At 56.8% G+C, this 17137-nt stretch carries 14 protein-coding genes; 9 read left to right on the forward strand and 5 right to left on the reverse strand.

The genetic code is table 11. The features are described 5' to 3' along the window. The first annotated feature begins 3 nt into the window (after positions 1 to 3). From ACPXSQ_RS02250 to ACPXSQ_RS02260, 3 genes are read left to right on the forward strand one after another with little or no spacing between them, the layout of a single operon-like run. A complete protein-coding gene (locus ACPXSQ_RS02250) occupies positions 4 to 1185 on the forward strand; it encodes an ABC transporter permease (protein ID WP_042677795.1) in 1182 nt (393 codons plus the stop codon). Then, the gene (locus ACPXSQ_RS02255; RefSeq protein WP_013025140.1) at positions 1172 to 2119 is read left to right on the forward strand and encodes an ABC transporter ATP-binding protein; all 948 of its coding nucleotides are present in this window, start codon (positions 1172 to 1174) and stop codon (positions 2117 to 2119) included. Before ACPXSQ_RS02250 ends, ACPXSQ_RS02255 begins: the two co-directional genes overlap by 14 nt. Further along, complete coding sequence (locus tag ACPXSQ_RS02260; protein ID WP_072137900.1) at positions 2107 to 2838, forward strand: ABC transporter permease; 732 nt, start codon at positions 2107 to 2109, stop codon at positions 2836 to 2838. The genes ACPXSQ_RS02255 and ACPXSQ_RS02260 overlap by 13 nt, the downstream gene beginning before the upstream one ends. Positions 2839 to 3010: 172 nt before the next feature. Here the strand turns inward: ACPXSQ_RS02260 and ACPXSQ_RS02265 are convergent, their stop codons facing one another. Beyond that, positions 3011 to 3745, reverse strand: a complete 735-nt coding sequence (locus ACPXSQ_RS02265) for a MerR family transcriptional regulator (RefSeq protein ID WP_013025143.1) — start codon at positions 3743 to 3745, stop codon at positions 3011 to 3013. A 149-nt stretch (positions 3746 to 3894) separates the two neighbouring features. Here ACPXSQ_RS02265 and ACPXSQ_RS02270 point away from each other — a divergent pair, with 149 nt between their 5' ends. From ACPXSQ_RS02270 to ybiB, 4 genes are all read left to right on the forward strand, one after another. After that, positions 3895 to 4458, forward strand: a complete 564-nt coding sequence (locus ACPXSQ_RS02270; RefSeq protein ID WP_072137901.1) for a helix-turn-helix domain-containing protein — start codon at positions 3895 to 3897, stop codon at positions 4456 to 4458. Next, positions 4455 to 4985: a GNAT family N-acetyltransferase gene (locus tag ACPXSQ_RS02275; RefSeq protein WP_072137902.1), complete on the forward strand. Its 531-nt coding sequence runs from the start codon at positions 4455 to 4457 to the stop codon at positions 4983 to 4985. The genes ACPXSQ_RS02270 and ACPXSQ_RS02275 overlap by 4 nt, the downstream gene beginning before the upstream one ends. Before the next feature lie 194 nt (positions 4986 to 5179). Then, entirely contained in the window at positions 5180 to 7342 is a 2163-nt protein-coding gene (gene dinG / locus ACPXSQ_RS02280) for an ATP-dependent DNA helicase DinG (protein WP_014593252.1), read from the forward strand. 27 nt (positions 7343 to 7369) lie between these two features. Further along, the gene (gene ybiB, locus ACPXSQ_RS02285) at positions 7370 to 8338 is read left to right on the forward strand and encodes a DNA-binding protein YbiB (RefSeq protein ID WP_014593253.1); all 969 of its coding nucleotides are present in this window, start codon (positions 7370 to 7372) and stop codon (positions 8336 to 8338) included. Here ybiB and ACPXSQ_RS02290 read toward each other — a convergent pair. Both ACPXSQ_RS02290 and ACPXSQ_RS02295 read right to left on the reverse strand, forming a co-directional pair. Next, positions 8335 to 9498, reverse strand: a complete 1164-nt coding sequence (locus ACPXSQ_RS02290) for a M20 aminoacylase family protein (protein WP_024470907.1) — start codon at positions 9496 to 9498, stop codon at positions 8335 to 8337. The genes ybiB and ACPXSQ_RS02290 overlap by 4 nt on opposite strands. Before the next feature lie 142 nt (positions 9499 to 9640). Next, positions 9641 to 10696 carry a LacI family DNA-binding transcriptional regulator gene (locus tag ACPXSQ_RS02295; RefSeq protein ID WP_019106162.1) on the reverse strand — a complete coding sequence of 352 codons (1056 nt, stop codon included), beginning with the start codon at positions 10694 to 10696 and terminating at the stop codon, positions 9641 to 9643. A 270-nt stretch (positions 10697 to 10966) separates the two neighbouring features. On the opposite strand from ACPXSQ_RS02295, the gene ACPXSQ_RS02300 reads away from it, so the two are divergent. Then, positions 10967 to 12163 (forward strand): L-talarate/galactarate dehydratase, encoded by a 1197-nt coding sequence (locus ACPXSQ_RS02300; RefSeq protein WP_013025150.1) that lies wholly within the window; start codon positions 10967 to 10969, stop codon positions 12161 to 12163. A 72-nt stretch (positions 12164 to 12235) separates the two neighbouring features. Next, the gene (locus ACPXSQ_RS02305; RefSeq protein WP_014593257.1) at positions 12236 to 13549 is read left to right on the forward strand and encodes an MFS transporter; all 1314 of its coding nucleotides are present in this window, start codon (positions 12236 to 12238) and stop codon (positions 13547 to 13549) included. A gap of 98 nt (positions 13550 to 13647) precedes the next feature. On the opposite strand, the gene hutU is transcribed toward ACPXSQ_RS02305, so the two are convergent. Together hutU and hutH are read right to left on the reverse strand one after the other, a co-directional pair. Then, positions 13648 to 15330, reverse strand: coding sequence for a urocanate hydratase (gene hutU / locus ACPXSQ_RS02310; RefSeq protein ID WP_014593258.1), 1683 nt, complete (start codon positions 15328 to 15330; stop codon positions 13648 to 13650). Positions 15331 to 15340: 10 nt separating this feature from the next. Next, on the reverse strand, positions 15341 to 16897 hold the full coding sequence (gene hutH, locus ACPXSQ_RS02315) for a histidine ammonia-lyase (RefSeq protein WP_014593259.1): 1557 nt from the start codon (positions 16895 to 16897) through the stop codon (positions 15341 to 15343). Positions 16898 to 17137 lie beyond the last annotated feature (240 nt).

The raw sequence follows: 17137 nt of genomic DNA on the forward strand, positions 1-17137 counted from the left end.
CCGATGTGGCTATCGCGGGAGGCGATATCCCGGCCTCGACAGCAGCCGGTGGCGCTGGTACTGATTATGTTACTGAGCCTGACGTCAGGCTGCCTGCCGTTTGTCAGCTTTGCGGCCAATCGTCTGGTTGCCGGCCAGCCGGTGATGCTTTGGCAAATGTCGCACGGCATGGCGCTTCTGCCCCCGCTGGCGTTGCTGTGGTTACTGCTGTGGGCCAGACAGACGGGGTTTCGCTGCGCGTTGCAGTTAATGAGCGCCGGGCTGGTGCTGGCGGTCATGATCTGGCTCAGCGGCGACCAGGCCAGGGTGCTGGCCGGGCAGGGCAGCCGACTGGCGCGAACCAGCTTTGCGAGCGGCATGTGGTGCGGCAGCGCGCTGACGCTACTGTTGATCACCGATACCGCGCGTGCGCTCACCCGCCGCAGGCTGTGGCAACTGGTGCTGAATCTGCTGGTATGGATCCTTCCCCTCTGGCTGCTGTTCAGCGGCCAGCTGGACGACCTGTCGTTACTGAAAGAATATGCCAACCGCCAGTCGGTCTTTGATGCGGCCTTATTGCGTCATCTGACGCTACTGGCCGCCACCGTCCTGCCTGCTTTACTGATTGCTTTCCCGCTGGGCATCGTGCTTTACCGGCGATCCGGCTGGCAAAGCAGCGTCTTCGGCGTGCTGAATGTGGTTCAGACGGTGCCCTCCGTGGCCCTGTTTGGCTTACTCATTGCCCCACTGGCGGGGCTGGCAAAACGCTTTCCCTGGGCAGGTGCCTGGGGCATCAGCGGCATTGGCATGGCGCCCGCGCTGATCGCGCTGGTGTTGTATGCCCTGTTGCCGCTGGTGCGCAGCGTGGTAACCGGACTGCAACAGGTGCCGCCAGACGTGCGCGAAAGTGCGCGCGGCATGGGGCTGAGCGGCAGGCAGCAGTTTTTCGCCGTGGAGGTGCCGCTGGCCTTGCCGGTGTGGTTGTCGGGCATACGGGTGGTGGTGGTGCAGACACTGGGCATGGCCGTGGTGGCGGCGCTGATCGGCGCAGGCGGATTCGGCGCGATTATTTTCCAGGGGCTGCTGAGCAACGCGCTGGACTTAGTGCTGTTAGGCGTGATCCCGGTGATTGCGATGGCGGTGACTTTGGATGCGTTATTCCGCTTGTTGATTTCCCTGCTGGAGAGAAAAGATGATTCAGTTTGATGGCGTCACCCGGTTCTTTGCGGGTAAAGCCGCGGTTAAAAACCTGTCGCTGACCATCGCAAAAGGAACTTTTACCGTGCTGCTGGGCACCTCGGGCTCAGGTAAATCGACCACGCTTAAAATGATTAATCGTCTGGTGGAGTACGATGAAGGGGAAATCCGCTTTGCAGGCGAATCTATTCGTCAGATGGATGCCCAGGCGCTGCGCCGCCGTACCGGCTATGCCATTCAGTCGATTGGTCTGTTTCCGCACTGGACGATTGAAAAGAACATGGCCACCGTCCCTGCTTTGCTGGGCTGGTCAAAAGCGCGCAGGCGCGAACGTATTGACGAGTTGATCGCACTGCTGAATTTGGATCCGGCATTACTTCGCCGCTATCCGCATCAGCTCTCCGGGGGACAACAGCAGCGCGTTGGTGTTGCGCGGGCGCTGGCGGCGGATCCTGACGTACTGCTGATGGATGAACCCTTTGGCGCACTGGACCCGGTCACGCGCACTGCGCTTCAGCAGGAGATGTTACGCATTCACCGTGCCTCAGGGTGCACCATCGTGCTGGTCACGCACGATATTGATGAAGCCCTGACGCTGGCCGACAATATTGTACTTATGGACGACGGTGAGATCGTTCAGCAGGGTAAACCGCTTGAATTGCTGACCCGACCAGGCAACGACTTTGTGCGTGATTTTCTGGGGCGCAGCGAGATAGGGCTGCGTCTGCTGGCGCTTGGCCAGGTGGGACGCGCAGTACGTCGTGGGGAATGGCTGGATGCCGAGCCGCTGGCGGCGACGCTGAGCCTGCGCGAAGCGTTGTCACAGTTTATCAGCCGCGGCACGGATAAACTGCCCGTCGTAGATGCGCATCAGCAACCGCTGGGCGTGCTCTACTTCAGCGATCTCCTTCATCACGCAGAGGCTCAACAATGCGACGGCTAGCCGATCCTCTGCTGTGGTTGGTCCTGTTTTATCTCAGCCTGCTGGCGGTCATGCCCTACAGCGGCCCCGTGTTTGCCGCCTGGTTTCCCGATCTGGCCCGCCCGCTTTATCAGCAGGACAGTTTCTGGCAGCTCACCCTGGCACATCTTTTTCTGGTGGTAACCGCCAGCCTGATGGCGGTTGTTATCGGCGTCGGCAGCGGCGTGCTGGTCACTCGCCCTGCGGGACGGGCTTTTCGCCCGTTGTTGGAAACCATCGCCGCCGCCGGTCAGACGATCCCGCCGGTGGCGGTGCTGGCGATAGCCGTGCCTGTCATGGGATTTGGCGCGTGGCCTGCCGTGGTGGCATTGCTGCTTTATGGGCTGCTGCCAATTTTACAGGGCACACTGGCGGGGCTGGACAGCGTCCCGGCCAGCAGTCGAGAGATCGCCGTGGGTGTCGGCATGAGTGGCTGGCAGCGTTTGTGGCAGGTTGAGCTTGCGCTGGCGGCACCGGTGATCATTGCCGGGATACGTAACTCCGTCATCATCAATATCGGCACGGCGGCCATCGCCTCTACCGTCGGGGCAAAGAGCCTGGGATCGCCCATCATCATCGGCCTGAGCGGCTTTAATACCGCCTATGTCATACAAGGCGCGTTGCTGGTCGGGCTGTTAGCGATCGTCAGCGATCGCCTGTTTGAACGGCTGCAGCGCCGTCTTAGCGTGAATGAACGATAAGTGAATAGCCGACCAGCATAAGTCCACTGGTGCCGCCGATAGCCATAATGGCAAACAGCGTGGCAAAAAATGTTTTTTTCCAGTTCATAACTAACCTGAGGGTGTTTACGTCAAGGCGGGGATAATAGCGCGCGCAAGGCAGCCGTCATAGTGCCGAGCGTGCGTTTTTATTTCAGTGTGCGTCGTGCAAACGTACAGAGAATCCCTGTTCCTGCCAGTGTGCCAGCTGTTCCTGCTGACGGCGCGTCAGTCTTTTACCGGTAAAAACAAACATATTCAGCCCCGGAAATAACTCGGGCCGGGGAACATCAAGCGGTTCGGCAAGCACGTCGATGCGCCAGCCGTGCTGCGACAGTCGCCATCCTTCCAGCCAGATGCGCGTGCGATCTTCAATGCCCCAGCCAATAATCAGCGCTTCTTTACCGGCTTTTTTGCGACTGCTTGCCAGACAAAAAGCCACGTAGTCGATCAGGATGCCATCCAGCAGGCTGCACATTGTCCGTGCTGTATTCTGATCCAGGCTGAGTTTCTGCCTTATGGGCATAAAAACGTGATCGATCAAGGCATCAACCGCATGTTCGCGACCAATTAAAGCGATCTTGTTGCGTAGCTTAGCCGGTCTTACATGGCGCAGTATGCTGATGAGTTCGTCCTGCATGGCGGTCCAGCCATCGTTGGAATCAACATCTCCACCTTCCAGTAGTGCTTTGACCTTGCCTACTGGTACTCCACTTTCAATCCAGCGCATGATTTCCTGGATACGCTGAACATCTTCTTCATCGAACTGTCGATGACCGCCTTCGGTACGTTGTGGTTTCAATAATCCATAACGTCGTTGCCAGGCGCGTAAGGTAACCGGATTTATGCCACAGCGTTCGGCGACATCGCCGATACTGTATAAGGTCATATTTACCTCTTTAAACTGACCTGAGTTAAAACACCATAACGAAGCCTGTTAAGTTGTACAACCAATTTTTAGATGTACAACTTGACGGCTGCGCTTAATTGTTGTTCTATCTCAATTATGAGATTTATTTTTCATAAATGAGATGAAACATGTCTTTTGATAATACGGAGCAACGCTTAGCAGCCCGCCTTGCAGAATTACGGATGAAGCAGGGTTGGTCACTTGATGAACTCTCAACCGCCACCGGCATTAGCCGGCCCACATTATCGCGTATTGAGCGTGCTGAAACCAGCCCAACGGCTGCCCTGCTTAATCGTTTGTGTGTGGCTTACAGTCTGACCATGTCGCGCCTGCTGAGTGAAGTGGAAGCGGAAAGCGATCTCCTGATCCCTCGCGAGCGCCAGCCGATCTGGAACGACGAAGTCAGTGGATTTAGCCGCCGCAATGTCTCACCGCCCGCCCATAATTTCCGCTGTGAGCTGATCGAAGGCACACTGCGGCCCGGCGCGCGCGTCGAATACGACGCGCCACCGCTACAGGGCATGGAACAACATATCTGGATGCAACAGGGACAGCTGACGATAACCATGGGCGCGCAGAGCTGGACCTTAGCACCCGGCGACAGCCTGCGTTTTCATCTTAGCGGCGCGTCCGCTTTTCAGGCACATCTTACTGAAGGTGCCCGCTACTTACTGGTGGTCTGCAAATCATGATGACGTATCAACAACTCAGCGCCGCTGAGGCACAACAGGTTTTACCCGAACTGGCCCAGGTCTTACAGGCCTGTGTGGCCGAGGGTGCCAGCATCGGTTTTATCGATCCTGAAAACATCAGTGTGATGACCCTTTTTTGGCAAAATCAGCTTGCCGCGCTGGAAAAAGGCCAGAGTGAACTGCTGGTTGCCCGCCAGCATGGCCGGGTGGTGGGCACCGTGATGCTCAATGACAGCGCCATGCCCAATGGAAGCCATCGGGCCGAAGTCAGTAAGCTGCTCGTGCATCCGCAGGCGCGGCGGCAGGGGATAGCGCGCAGGTTAATGCAGCAGGCAGAACAGCGGGCGTATCAGAAGGGAAAGCGCCTGCTGGTGCTGGACACCCGATCCGGGGACGTGGCCAGCGATCTTTATCGCGCGCTGCACTGGCAGGTTGCGGGTGAGATTCCTGCCTATGCGCAGTCTATTGAGGGAAAACTGGACGCGACCACGGTGATGTTTAAGGTGCTGGATTCGCACGGCGGCTGAAGTACAGGCCTTCGGGCCGCCGCCTTATCCCTGCGCAACACGCGACAACACGATACGGCGGCTGTGGCCTGCTGTTGACCCGACAGCACGAGCAGGCCTTTTCTGAAGCCAGCACGAAAAAAAAGACCCGAAAGCTGACGTCACTGCGATACTGTGTAAAAATACAGGCCATCGAGTAAAGTGGTAATCTTAACATGGCCCTGACAGCAGCATTAAAAAGCCAGATCGCACAGTGGTATAAAGCGCTGCAGCAACAGGTGCCAGACTTTATTCCCCGTCCTGCTCAGCGGCAGATGATCGCGGAGGTCGCGAAATGTCTGTCGGGTGATGACGGGCGCCACCTGGCTGTAGAAGCGCCGACTGGCGTGGGCAAAACGCTTTCGTATCTTATTCCGGGCATCGCCGTCAGCCGCGCGGAAGAGAAGCGGCTGGTGATCAGCACGGCCAACGTCGCCTTGCAGGATCAGATCTTCAGCAAAGATTTGCCGTTGCTTAAAAAAATCATTCCGGATCTCACCTTTACTGCGGCCTTTGGGCGCGGGCGCTATGTGTGTCCGCGCAATCTGGCCGCGCTGGTCGCAGACGATAATCAGCAGGCCGATTTGCTGTTCTACCTGGATGACGAAGCGGTCAGCAGCACCAAAGAAGAGCAGATCCAGTGCGGACGGCTGCAAAAGTCACTGGATCGCTACCAGTGGGATGGCCTGCGCGATCACAGCGAGGAGAACGTCAGCGACAGCCTGTGGCAGCGTCTGTCTACTGACAAAGCCAGTTGCCTTGGCGTGCATTGCCGCTGGTACCGCGAATGTCCGTTTTTCGTTGCCCGGCGGGAAATCGAGCAGGTCGATGTCGTGGTAGCCAACCACGCGCTGGTGATGGCGGCCATGGAAAACGAATCGGTGCTGCCCCCGGCCAAAAATCTGATGCTGGTGCTGGATGAAGGGCATCACCTGCCTGAAGTGGCGCGTGATGCACTGGAGATGAGCGCCGATATCACGCCCGGCTGGACCAGCCTGCAGCTCGATCTGTTTGTGAAGCTGGTGGAGGCGATTATGAGCCAGATGCGGCCCAAATCACCCCCGCCGTTGGCTAATCCCGAACGTCTTAAAGCCCACTGTGATGAACTGCGCGAACGCCTTGCCACCATAAGTGAGGCATTAAGCCCATTGCTTCCGCCGCACAATCAGCCCGGCGAGTTTCGTTTCGTGTTGGGCACCTTACCTGACGAGCTGCTGGCGCTGTGCGCCCGGCTGTTCAAGCTGAGCGACGGGCTACGTGGGCTCAGCGAAGGGTTGATTAACGCCTTGAGTGAACAAACCGGAAGCGTCGATCTCGTGCGTCTGCACCGCAATTTATTGCAGCTCAACCGCCACTTTGGCTGGTTTGAATCAGTCAGCAAGCTGTGGCGACTGGCTGCGATGGAAAAAGCCTCTGGTGCGCCCGTTTCAAAATGGATAACCCGTGAACTGCGCGACGGTCAGGCACACCTGTTCTTCCACTGCGCGGGAATTCGCGTCTGCGATCAGCTGGAAAAAATGCTGTGGCGCAAGATTCCTCACGTTGTCGTGACCTCCGCGACCTTGCGCTCATTGAACAGCTTTAGCCGCCTGCAGGAAATGTCGGGGTTGAATGAAAAGGCGGGCGACCGTTTTGTGGCACTGGCGTCGCCGTTCAGCCACGTCGATCAGGGCAAGCTGGTGATCCCGCAGATGCGCTACGAACCGTTGATGGCGAATGAGGCTGAGCACATCGCGGAGATGGCGGCCTTTTTCCGCCAGCAAATGCAGACAGAAAAGCATAAAGGCGTGCTGGTGTTATTTGCCAGCGGGCGCGCCATGCAACAGTTTGTCGAGGCGCTGCCAGAATTACGACTGATGATGCTGGTGCAGGGCGATCAGCCCCGCAGTCGCCTGATCGCCCTGCACCGCAAACGGGTAGAGCAGGGCGATACCAGTATTCTCATCGGCCTGCAGTCGTTTGCGGAAGGGCTGGATTTAAAAGGTGAGCTGCTCAGTCAGGTACATATCCATAAAATTGCTTTTCCGCCCATAGACAGTCCGGTAATTTTAACCGAGGGCGAATGGCTGAAGAGCCTCAGGCGTTATCCGTTTGAGGTACAGAGCTTACCCAGCGCCTCTTTTACGCTGATTCAGCAGGTCGGGCGTTTGATCCGCAGCCATCAGTGTTTTGGCGAGATTGTTATTTACGATCGCCGCCTGTTGAGTAAAGCTTACGGCAGTCGGCTGCTGGCGGCGCTGCCGGTGTTTTCAATTGAGCAGCCGGTCACGCCTGAACCCGAGGCCAGAAACACCAAACCCAATCCCGGCACGCGCAAACCGCGTGCGAAGCGGCGTTAAGTCGTTGCCACTGAGCGGAAATGCGTGATGGAACTGAATAAAATTATCAAAGAAGTCGGGCGCGGTAAGAACCATGCTCGCGATATCGATTTCGACAGTGCCCTGGCACTCTACGGCGCAATGCTGGACGGCGAGGTGCCGGATCTTGAAATGGGCAGTATTTTAATCGCCCTGCGAATCAAAGGTGAAGGCGAAGCAGAAATGCGCGGCTTCTATCAGGCGATGCAGTCGCGTGTGATGCGCCTGCAGGCGCCGAGCGGTCGTCCCATGCCTGTGGTCATTCCCAGCTATAACGGTGCGCGCCGTCAGGGAAATTTAACCCCATTACTGGCGCAGGTGCTTAACAGGCTCGGTCTGCCCGTGCTGGTTCACGGCGTCAGTGACGATGCCACGCGCGTGACCAGCGAAGCGGTCTTTGCCGCGCTGGGGATCGTGCCGGTCACTACGGCCGAACAGGCACAGGCAAAGCTCGACAGGGGTGAGCTGGCCTTTATTACCATCGATCACCTCTGCCCACCCATGGCAAAACAGCTGTCGTTACGCTGGCGCATGGGCGTGCGTAACAGCGCCCACACGCTGGCGAAGCTGGCCACGCCGTTTGGTGAGCGCGAGGCCCTGCGCCTGTCAAGCGTATCCCACCCGGAGTATGTTCCACGGGTGGCGACCTTTTTTAGCGCTATCGATGCCCCCGCGATTCTGCTGAACGGGACCGAAGGTGAGGTTTATGCCAATCCGCAGCGCTGCCCGGCCATCAGCTATGTGGGCGGTGCAGCACAGCAGGCGGAGGTCTGGGTAGAGAGACAGCCGGAGGTAGCGGTGCCGCTGCCCGCCGACAAGTCGGCCGCCGAGACAGCGCGGTGGACGGAAGAGGTGCTGAATCACCAGCGCCCTCTACCAGAGGCGCTGCGACTGCAAATTGCCTGCTGCCTGCGCGCAAGCGGTCAGTGCGCCTCGCGGGAAGCCGGCCTTGAGAAACTGGCGGCGGCCGGTTTTTAACGGTGAGCCTGTGGCAGGGCGTGCTCAACCAGGTTTTGCCAGAAGCGGATACCGGTGGGGATGAGCGCATCGTTGAAATCGTAGTGAGCATTATGTAAGGGGGCGGATGGGGTTGCACCATCTGCACCGAGCCAGAAATAGGCCCCCGGGCAGGCTTCCAGCATGCAGGCGAAATCTTCAGAGGCCATAGAGGGATTCACCTGCCACCGCACCTGCTCTTCCCCCAGCGTACTGACGGCAACGTCGTGAACCTGCCGGGCCGGGCCTGTATGGTTGGTTGTCACCGGGTAGCCAGGTAGCCAGCGAATCGCGCCGCAGACGCCAAAGGGTTTCGGCAGCGTAGTGACAAAATCATCAATAAGCGCATGAACCCGTTTGCGCACATCGTCTTGCAGGCAGCGCACGGTGCCGCGCAGAACGATCTGTTCGGGAATCACGTTAATTGCCTCACCACCCTGAATCTGCGTGACGCTCACCACGGCTGAGGAAAGGGGAGAAAGGCGACGTGAGGGGATCGTTTGCAGGGCCAGAATCAGTTCAGCTGCCACCACCATCGGGTCGGCACCGCTTTCCGGCATGGCCGCGTGGCAGCTTTTACCGCTCAGCGTAATTTCAAACGCATCCAGTGAGGCCATCATCGCACCGGCGTTAACCGCCAGCGATCCCAGCGGCAGGCCGGGCCAGTTGTGCATCGCATAGACAGCATCCATGGGGAAACGGGTAAATAATCCCTCTTCCACCATTTTCCGGGCGCCGCCGAGGTTTTCTTCCGCAGGCTGAAAAATAAAATGCACCGTGCCGCTGAACTGACGCGTGGCGGCAAGCTGTCTGGCGGCCGCCAGTAAAATCGCCGTGTGGCCATCATGGCCGCAGGCGTGCATCACACCAGGTTTACTGGAGCGCCAGGCGGTTTCGCCTTTTTCATTGATGGGCAGCGCGTCCATATCGGCACGCAGGCCGATGACCGGTCCGCTTCCATTTTTCAGGGTGCCAACCACGCCCGTCCCGGCAAGACCACGAAATACCTGCAGGCCCGCCTGCTCAAGTTCATGCGCAACCTTATCGCTGGTCCGATGTTCCTCATAGCCGAGTTCGGGTTCGCGATGAAACTGGTGGCGCCAGCGCAGCGCATCATCAAGCAGGTCAGAGGAAAGAGTCATGCAATGTCGCGCTCCATATCATTCAGGAAGCTTCACTTTAGAGGCCGGGCGAGAGCGCGTCTATCGCCAGGCGCGATAAAATAGCGAATGGGCTAAATCAAAATGGAATAAGTAATAAACAAGCGTGCAACCGTATCGCCTGTTATGCCGACTCACGCTTAATTAAATGGAAGCCGATATCAATAATGCTTTCTGCGCAGGGACGCTGTTCAATCCGATCGGCCAGCAGCGTAGCGGCACGTTGACCTATAGCGACCCGATCGACGCTGACCGTGGTGAGGGCAGGGCGATTGCTGGCAGCAAAATCCAGATCGCCAAAGCCCATCACCGCAATATCTTCAGGCACGCGCAGGCCACGGCTTTCTGCCTCCATAATCGCACCCTGTGCCAGCGTGTCTGAACTGCAGACGATGACGTCATACTCCCCCTGATCGAAGAGCTGCGTTAAACCGGCGCGTCCGGATGCCAGAGAGGCGGGGAGCGCCGCGTCTGCCTGTGGGATTGCGTCAATTCCTTGCTGGCTGAAGACGTCACATAATCCCTGTTTACGCTGTCCGGCACGTTTGTCTGACGTCCACACCAGGCCGGGCCGACGGAAGCCTTGTTCAAGCAGGTATTCTGCCGTGGCCTGACCGACGCGTTGATGCGAGAATCCCACCAGCATATCGAGCGGCGTTGGCGTCAGATCCCAGATTTCAACGACCGGTATCGCGGCATTCAGGATCACCTTTTTAAGGGCGGCCGAATGATGGATCCCGGTCAGAACAATCCCGTCCGGACGTCGTGACAGCAGTGTTGCCACCAGTTCGGCTTCAGTATCAGTGCGATAGCCCGCCACGCTCAGCAGGATATGATAACCCCGCAAGCCCAGCTCATCACTCAACGACTGAATGGTATCCACGAACATGTTGTTGTTGATTTGCGGCACCACGACAGCGATGAGCTTACTGCGCCTTGAAGCCAGGCTTCCCGCCAGCGCATTAGGAATGTATCCCGTCACCCGCACCGCCTCCATGACTCTTTCTGCCGTTTTAGGCCGCACTAACTGCGGGGCATTCAGCACGCGGCTGACGGTCATCGGTGACAGTCCGGCATGGCGGGCGACATCTTCAAGCGTGGGCGCATGGGTCGGTTTCGAACTTTTCACGGCAATCCATTTCACGGTGACGGCGGTATTCGCACTGGCATTATTCTTCATGTTCCTGAGCATTTCCAGCCGGTGCGTTACGCATTAAGCAGTATGCGCTGACATGACTAAAAAAATTCGCGATGGATGTTAACGCAATCATTATGTTGTTTAACACGAAGAAAAAGTCATAAATGCGATCTCGCTGGCAGCATGGCTCCCTTTATGCAAGGTAAATGTGATCTGTTGTTCAAAATAAACACAACGCGGTTTTCTGCCGCAGGCCGGGATGTAAAGATAAAAAATGTTAGCGCAATCATTTTTAGACCACAGGAGATAACTATGTCTGTAAGCGCAAATTCTAATGCCGTGAGCTATGCCAAAACGGTAAACGCAAAAACGGCGGCTGACGTCGGTGATCGTATTGAATGGGTCAAACTCTCCCTGTCGATTTTACCCCTGGCCACGCCCGTCAGCGATGCCAAGGTGCTGACAGGGCGCCAAAAGCCGTTAACCGAAGTGGCCATTATCATTGCTGAAATTCGTAGCCGTGAGGGTTTTGAAGGGGTGGGATTCAGCTATTCCAAACGCGCTGGCGGGCAGGGCATTTACGCGCATGCTAAGGAGATTGCCGATAATCTGCTGGGGGAAGATCCAAACGATATTGATAAAATCTACACCAAACTGCTGTGGGCGGGCGCATCGGTAGGACGAAGCGGCATGGCGGTGCAGGCTATCTCTCCCATTGATATTGCGCTGTGGGATATGAAAGCGAAACGCGCCGGGCTGCCGTTGGCAAAACTGTTAGGTTCCCATCGTGATTCCGTACAGTGCTACAACACCTCGGGCGGCTTCCTGCATACACCGCTGGAGCAGGTATTAAAGAACGTGGTGATTTCACGTGAAAACGGCATCGGCGGGATCAAGTTGAAAGTGGGGCAGCCAAACTGTGCCGAAGACATTCGTCGCTTAACGGCAGTGCGTGAAGCGCTGGGCGACGATTTTCCGTTGATGGTTGATGCCAACCAACAGTGGGATCGTGAGACCGCTATCCGTATGGGCCGCAAAATGGAGCCGTTCAATCTGATCTGGATTGAAGAACCGCTGGATGCTTACGATGTGGAAGGCCATGCACAACTGGCCGCCGCGCTGGACACGCCCATTGCGACCGGTGAGATGCTCACCAGCTTCCGTGAGCATGAGCAACTGATTTTGGGCAACGCCAGTGATTTCGTTCAGCCGGATGCGCCGCGCGTGGGTGGCATTTCCCCTTTCCTGAAAATCATGGATCTGGCGGCGAAGCACGGTCGTAAGCTTGCGCCACATTTCGCCATGGAGGTTCACCTGCATCTGGCGGCGGCCTATCCGCTTGAGCCCTGGCTGGAGCATTTCGAATGGCTGAACCCGTTATTTAATGAGCAACTGGAATTACGTGACGGACGGATGTTTGTTTCAGATCGCCACGGACTTGGTTTTACGCTCAGCGAACAAGCACGAAGCTGGACTCAATTAACCTGTGAATTCGGCAAACGTCCCTAATCTTTTTGGCGGGAATCTCTCCCGCCACCTCTCCTTTTAAATCTCTCTCAACCCGATATCCAGGAGTGGGTGATGAATACAATAATAAAACGTACCAAGGTACGTTATTCTATTTTGCTATTTCTGTTTCTTGCCACCGTATTTAATTATGCCGATCGTGCGACGTTATCTGTCGTCGCGCCTTTTATGAGTCAGGAGTTGGGCTTTGATCCTGAAGCGATGGGGCTGGCCTTTTCGGCCTTTGGTATTGCCTATGTCATTATGCAATTACCCGGCGGCTGGTTACTGGACCGCTATGGTGCCCGCATGGTATACGGCTGTGCGCTGATTGGCTGGTCGCTGGTGACCATGCTGCAGGGCACGATTTATCTCTACGCCAGTCCGCTTATCGTTCTGGTGATTTTGCGTTTATTGATGGGGGCCATTGAAGCGCCAGCGTTTCCGGCAAACAGTCGGTTAAGTGTGCAGTGGTTTCCAAACAAAGAGCGGGGATTTGTGACGTCGATTTATCAGTCAGCACAATATATCTCGCTCGGAATTATTACGCCTTTGATGACAATTATTCTTCATAATTTAAGTTGGCACTATGTTTTTTATTATATCGGCGCGATTGGCGTTATTTTAGGGATCGTCTGGCTGTTTAAAGTCAGAGATCCCTTACAGCATCCCAAAGTAAATCAGGAGGAAATCGAGTATATTCGTGACGGCGGTGGAGAACCCGCATTAGGCAGTAAAAAGGCGCAAGAGAAAATTACACTGGCGCAGTTTAAAAGCGTGTGTATTAACCGCATGATGATTGGTGTCTACATTGGCCAGTTTTGTGTCACCTCAATTACCTGGTTCTTCCTGACCTGGTTCCCTACCTATCTCTATCAGGCCAAGGGCATGTCGATTCTGAAAGTGGGATTTATTGCCAGTATACCGGCCATCGCGGGTTTTGTGGGCGGCCTGTTGGGCGGCGTGTTTTCTGATGCGTTACTCAAACGCGGTTACAGCCTGACGGTTGCGCGTAAACTGCCCGTCATCTGTGGGATGCTGCTCTCCTGTGTCATTGTTATCGCCAATTACACGTCCTCGGAAATTGTGGTGGTTGCGGCCATGAGCGTTGCCTTTTTCGCCAAAGGTTTTGGCAATCTGGGCTGGTGTGTGCTGAGCGATACATCGCCGAAAGAGGTGTTGGGCATTGCCGGTGGCGTTTTCAACATGTGCGGCAATATGGCCAGTATCGTTACCCCGCTGGTGATCGGGATCATTCTGGCGAATACGCAATCATTTGATTATGCGATTTTATATGTGGGATCGATGGGGCTGCTCGGCCTGATTTCCTATCTCTTTATTGTCGGGCCTTTGGAACGGATTACGCTGACGTCCACGAAGCCTGAGTAAGCCTGTTGCGAGCATTTCGCGCCGCTGTTCCGGAACCGCACTCCCCGGAACAGCGTTTTTTACCGCATGACGCGACTCAATAAAATCGGCGTTGCGGGTTATTGCATCGGTAAGTTCAGACCGTGTTTTGTCGCACACTGCTGTGCCTGTTCGTATCCCGCATCGGCATGACGCATCACGCCGGTAGCAGGATCGTTCCACAGCACGCGGCCCAAGCGGGCATCAGCCGCTTCCGTGCCGTCGCACACAATCACCACGCCAGAATGCTGGGAGAAGCCCATGCCCACGCCACCACCATGATGCAGGCTCACCCAGGTCGCGCCGCCCGCCGTATTCAGCAGGGCGTTGAGCAGCGGCCAGTCGGATACCGCATCCGACCCATCTTTCATCGCTTCGGTTTCACGGTTTGGCGAGGCAACAGAGCCGCAGTCGAGGTGATCGCGACCGATCACAATCGGTGCTTTTAGCTCGCCGTTGCGTACCATTTCATTGAACGCGAGGGCCGCGAGATGGCGCTCACCCAATCCCAGCCAGCAGATACGCGCCGGTAAGCCCTGGAAGGCGATGCGTTCCTGCGCCATATCCAGCCAGCGATGCAGCGTTTTATGTTGCGGGAAAAGTTCTTTGAGTTTGGCATCCGTTTTATAGATATCTTCGGGGTCGCCAGACAGGGCAACCCAGCGGAACGGACCTTTACCTTCGCAAAACAGGGGACGGATATAGGCTGGCACAAAACCGGGAAAATCAAAGGCATTGCTGACGCCTTCATCCAGTGCGACCTGGCGAATGTTGTTGCCATAATCGACGGTAGGAATGCCCATATGACAGAAGTCGAGCATCGCCTGAACGTGGACGGCCATAGAGGCACGGGCAGCTTTCTCCACGGCTTTAGGATGTGTCTTGCGTTCCTGCTCCCAGCGTGAGACGTCCCAGTCAATGGGCAGATAGCCGTTAAGGGGATCGTGCGCCGAAGTCTGGTCGGTGACGATGTCAGGCTTAGGTCCACCCGCTTTGGCGCGCTTAACCAGCTCGGGCAGGATTTCCGCCGCGTTGCCCAGCAGGCCGACAGAAATGGCTTTCTTCGCTTTGGTCGCCTCATCAATCAAGGCCAGTGCTTCATCCAGCGAGGTGGCTTTGTAATCGACATAACGCGTGCGTAAACGAAAATCGATACGGGATTCCTGACACTCAATCGCCAGTACGCAGGCGCCCGCCAGCACGCCTGCCAAGGGTTGCGCACCACCCATGCCACCTAAACCGGCGGTCAGGATCCAGCGTCCGCTTAGATCATTGTTATAGTGCTGGCGTCCGGCCTCGACAAACGTCTCGTAGGTGCCCTGAACGATTCCCTGGGCGCCAATGTAAATCCATGAGCCGGCCGTCATCTGGCCATACATCATCAGCCCGGCTTTATCCAGTTCGTGGAAGTGATCCCAGTTAGCCCAGTGAGGAACCAGATTGGAGTTGGCCAGCAGGACGCGGGGGGCATCCGCATGGGTACGAAACACGCCGACGGGTTTGCCCGACTGGATCAGCAGGGTTTCGTCCGGCTGCAGGAGCTGCAGCGACCGTAAAATTTGCTCAAAACATTCCCAGTTGCGCGCGGCTTTACCAATACCGCCGTACACCACCAGATCTTCCGGACGTTCTGCCACGTCGGGATCCAGGTTGTTCTGAATCATGCGGTAAGCCGCTTCAATTAACCAGTTAGCGCAGTGCAGTTCATTTCCACGCGGCGCACGGATCTCGCGTGCTACCGCTTTAGACAGGGTTTCGCTCATGACGGATTCCTTATTTAACTGAATAGGTGCCCATGCTGGGTAGTAATGCGGTGAGTGCCTCTGGCCAGTCGCAGCGGCTTGCCCACTGACGCATCGCCTCAATGTCGGGTGCCAGCAGGCGGTCTTCTTCCAGGAAGGCAACGCGTTCGCGGATGCGGCCAATGGCCTGCTCTATCGGTGCAGAACTTTGCAAGGGACGATGAAACTCAATGCCCTGGGCGGCGGCCATCGCTTCAATGCCCACCACGGCGGCGCTGTTAAAGCACATATCCCCCAGACGGCGGGCGGCATAGGTGGCCATGGAAACGTGATCTTCCTGGTTAGCCGAGGTCGGTAAGCTGTCTACGCTGCCGGGATGGGCCAGCGATTTATTTTCTGATGCCAGCGCCGCCGCAGTGACCTGGGCAATCATAAAGCCGGAGTTCACGCCGCCGTCGCGAACCAGGAAAGGTGGCAGTCCGGACAGGCCGGTATCCAGCAGCAGGGCCAGTCGACGTTCCGAGATAGCGCCCACTTCAGCCACGGCCAGCGCAATAATGTCGGCTGCAAAGGCGACCGGTTCAGCATGGAAGTTGCCGCCGGAGATCACATCGCCGGTTTCGCTGAAAACCAGCGGATTATCAGAGGCGGCGTTGGCTTCAATTTGCAGGACGCGCGCGGCATGAGAGAGGTTATCCAGGCAGGCGCCCATTACCTGAGGTACGCAGCGGATAGAATAGGGATCCTGTACCCGGCCACAGTGGGTATGTGAACCGAGGATTTCGCTTCCTTCAATCAGGCTGGTAATCGCGGCGGCCACGGCAATCTGCCCGTGCTGACCGCGCGCCTGATGGATACGTGCATCGAAGGGTTTTAACGAACCTTTGATCGCTTCTAATGACAGGGCGCCCGCCAGTAAACCTGCGGCAAACAGGTTTTCGGCTTCAAACAGGCCACGCAGCGCCAGCGCCGTGGAAACCTGGGTGCCGTTAAGCAATGCCAGACCTTCTTTCGGGCCCAGAACAAAGGGCGTCAACCCGACTTTAGCCAGGCCTTCTGTCGCCGCAATAAGTTCCCCTTTGAACCTGACCTGACCTTCACCAAGCAGCATCAGCGACATATGCGCCAGCGGCGCCAGATCGCCCGAGGCACCCACCGATCCTTTTTCCGGAATGCACGGCATGATGCCGGCATTAAACAGGGCCAGCAGGGCATCGATCAGTTCGATGCGTACACCCGAATGGCCCCGCGAAAGGCTGATCACTTTGCTGGCGACGACCAGCCGCGTGACGTTATCAGGCAGTAAATTCCCTAACCCGACGCTGTGGGACAGCACCAGATTACGTTGCAGATCCGCCAGACGGCTGGCGGGGATCTGGGTTTGGGCCAGTTTGCCAAAACCGGTGTTAATGCCGTAAACCACGCTGCCGGAGGCGACGATCGCGTCAACGGTGCGTTGTGCCTCGGCGACGGCCTGGCGGGCGCCATCGTCGAGGCTGAGGGTGACGTTGCCCTGATAAATTGCGCGTAATGTCGCGAGATCAACATTACCTGGCACCAGGTGTAATACCTGAGTCGAACCTGACATAACCTGCTCCTGTCTATACAAGGGTTGGGTTGCCGCAGGGCATCTTTATTGACCCTGATCAACTGAATAACGCGAGTGAACCATAAGTGTCTATTCTTGTCTATACAAGTTGCAATCAGCGTGCCAAACCGATCACAAAATTGATCGGCCGTCAGGACAGGGGGGAGCGAGCAACGACCGGTATTGCTGCACCTTTATCAGGCAGCAGGTGCACGGTTAAAGTGCTGAAACCGCGTCTGG

This window comes from Pantoea sp. EEL5 (assembly GCF_049892805.1).
Lineage (GTDB): Bacteria > Pseudomonadota > Gammaproteobacteria > Enterobacterales > Enterobacteriaceae > Pantoea > Pantoea ananatis.

Bases quoted from the DNA above. Each gene is read 5' to 3' on its own strand.
- ACPXSQ_RS02290 (WP_024470907.1), bottom strand. From the start codon at position 9,498: ATGACTCTTTCCTCTGACCTGCTTGATGATGCGCTGCGCTGGCGCCAC.
- hutU (WP_014593258.1), bottom strand. From the start codon at position 15,330: ATGAGCGAAACCCTGTCTAAAGCGGTAGCACGCGAGATCCGTGCGCCG.
- ACPXSQ_RS02250 (WP_042677795.1), top strand. From the start codon at position 4: ATGTGGCTATCGCGGGAGGCGATATCCCGGCCTCGACAGCAGCCGGTG.
- ACPXSQ_RS02305 (WP_014593257.1), top strand. From the start codon at position 12,236: ATGAATACAATAATAAAACGTACCAAGGTACGTTATTCTATTTTGCTA.
- ACPXSQ_RS02265 (WP_013025143.1), bottom strand. From the start codon at position 3,745: ATGACCTTATACAGTATCGGCGATGTCGCCGAACGCTGTGGCATAAAT.
- ACPXSQ_RS02295 (WP_019106162.1), bottom strand. From the start codon at position 10,696: ATGAAGAATAATGCCAGTGCGAATACCGCCGTCACCGTGAAATGGATT.
- ACPXSQ_RS02255 (WP_013025140.1), top strand. From the start codon at position 1,172: ATGATTCAGTTTGATGGCGTCACCCGGTTCTTTGCGGGTAAAGCCGCG.
- ACPXSQ_RS02260 (WP_072137900.1), top strand. From the start codon at position 2,107: ATGCGACGGCTAGCCGATCCTCTGCTGTGGTTGGTCCTGTTTTATCTC.
- dinG (WP_014593252.1), top strand. From the start codon at position 5,180: ATGGCCCTGACAGCAGCATTAAAAAGCCAGATCGCACAGTGGTATAAA.
- ybiB (WP_014593253.1), top strand. From the start codon at position 7,370: ATGGAACTGAATAAAATTATCAAAGAAGTCGGGCGCGGTAAGAACCAT.
- ACPXSQ_RS02300 (WP_013025150.1), top strand. From the start codon at position 10,967: ATGTCTGTAAGCGCAAATTCTAATGCCGTGAGCTATGCCAAAACGGTA.
- ACPXSQ_RS02275 (WP_072137902.1), top strand. From the start codon at position 4,455: ATGATGACGTATCAACAACTCAGCGCCGCTGAGGCACAACAGGTTTTA.
- hutH (WP_014593259.1), bottom strand. From the start codon at position 16,897: ATGTCAGGTTCGACTCAGGTATTACACCTGGTGCCAGGTAATGTTGAT.
- ACPXSQ_RS02270 (WP_072137901.1), top strand. From the start codon at position 3,895: ATGTCTTTTGATAATACGGAGCAACGCTTAGCAGCCCGCCTTGCAGAA.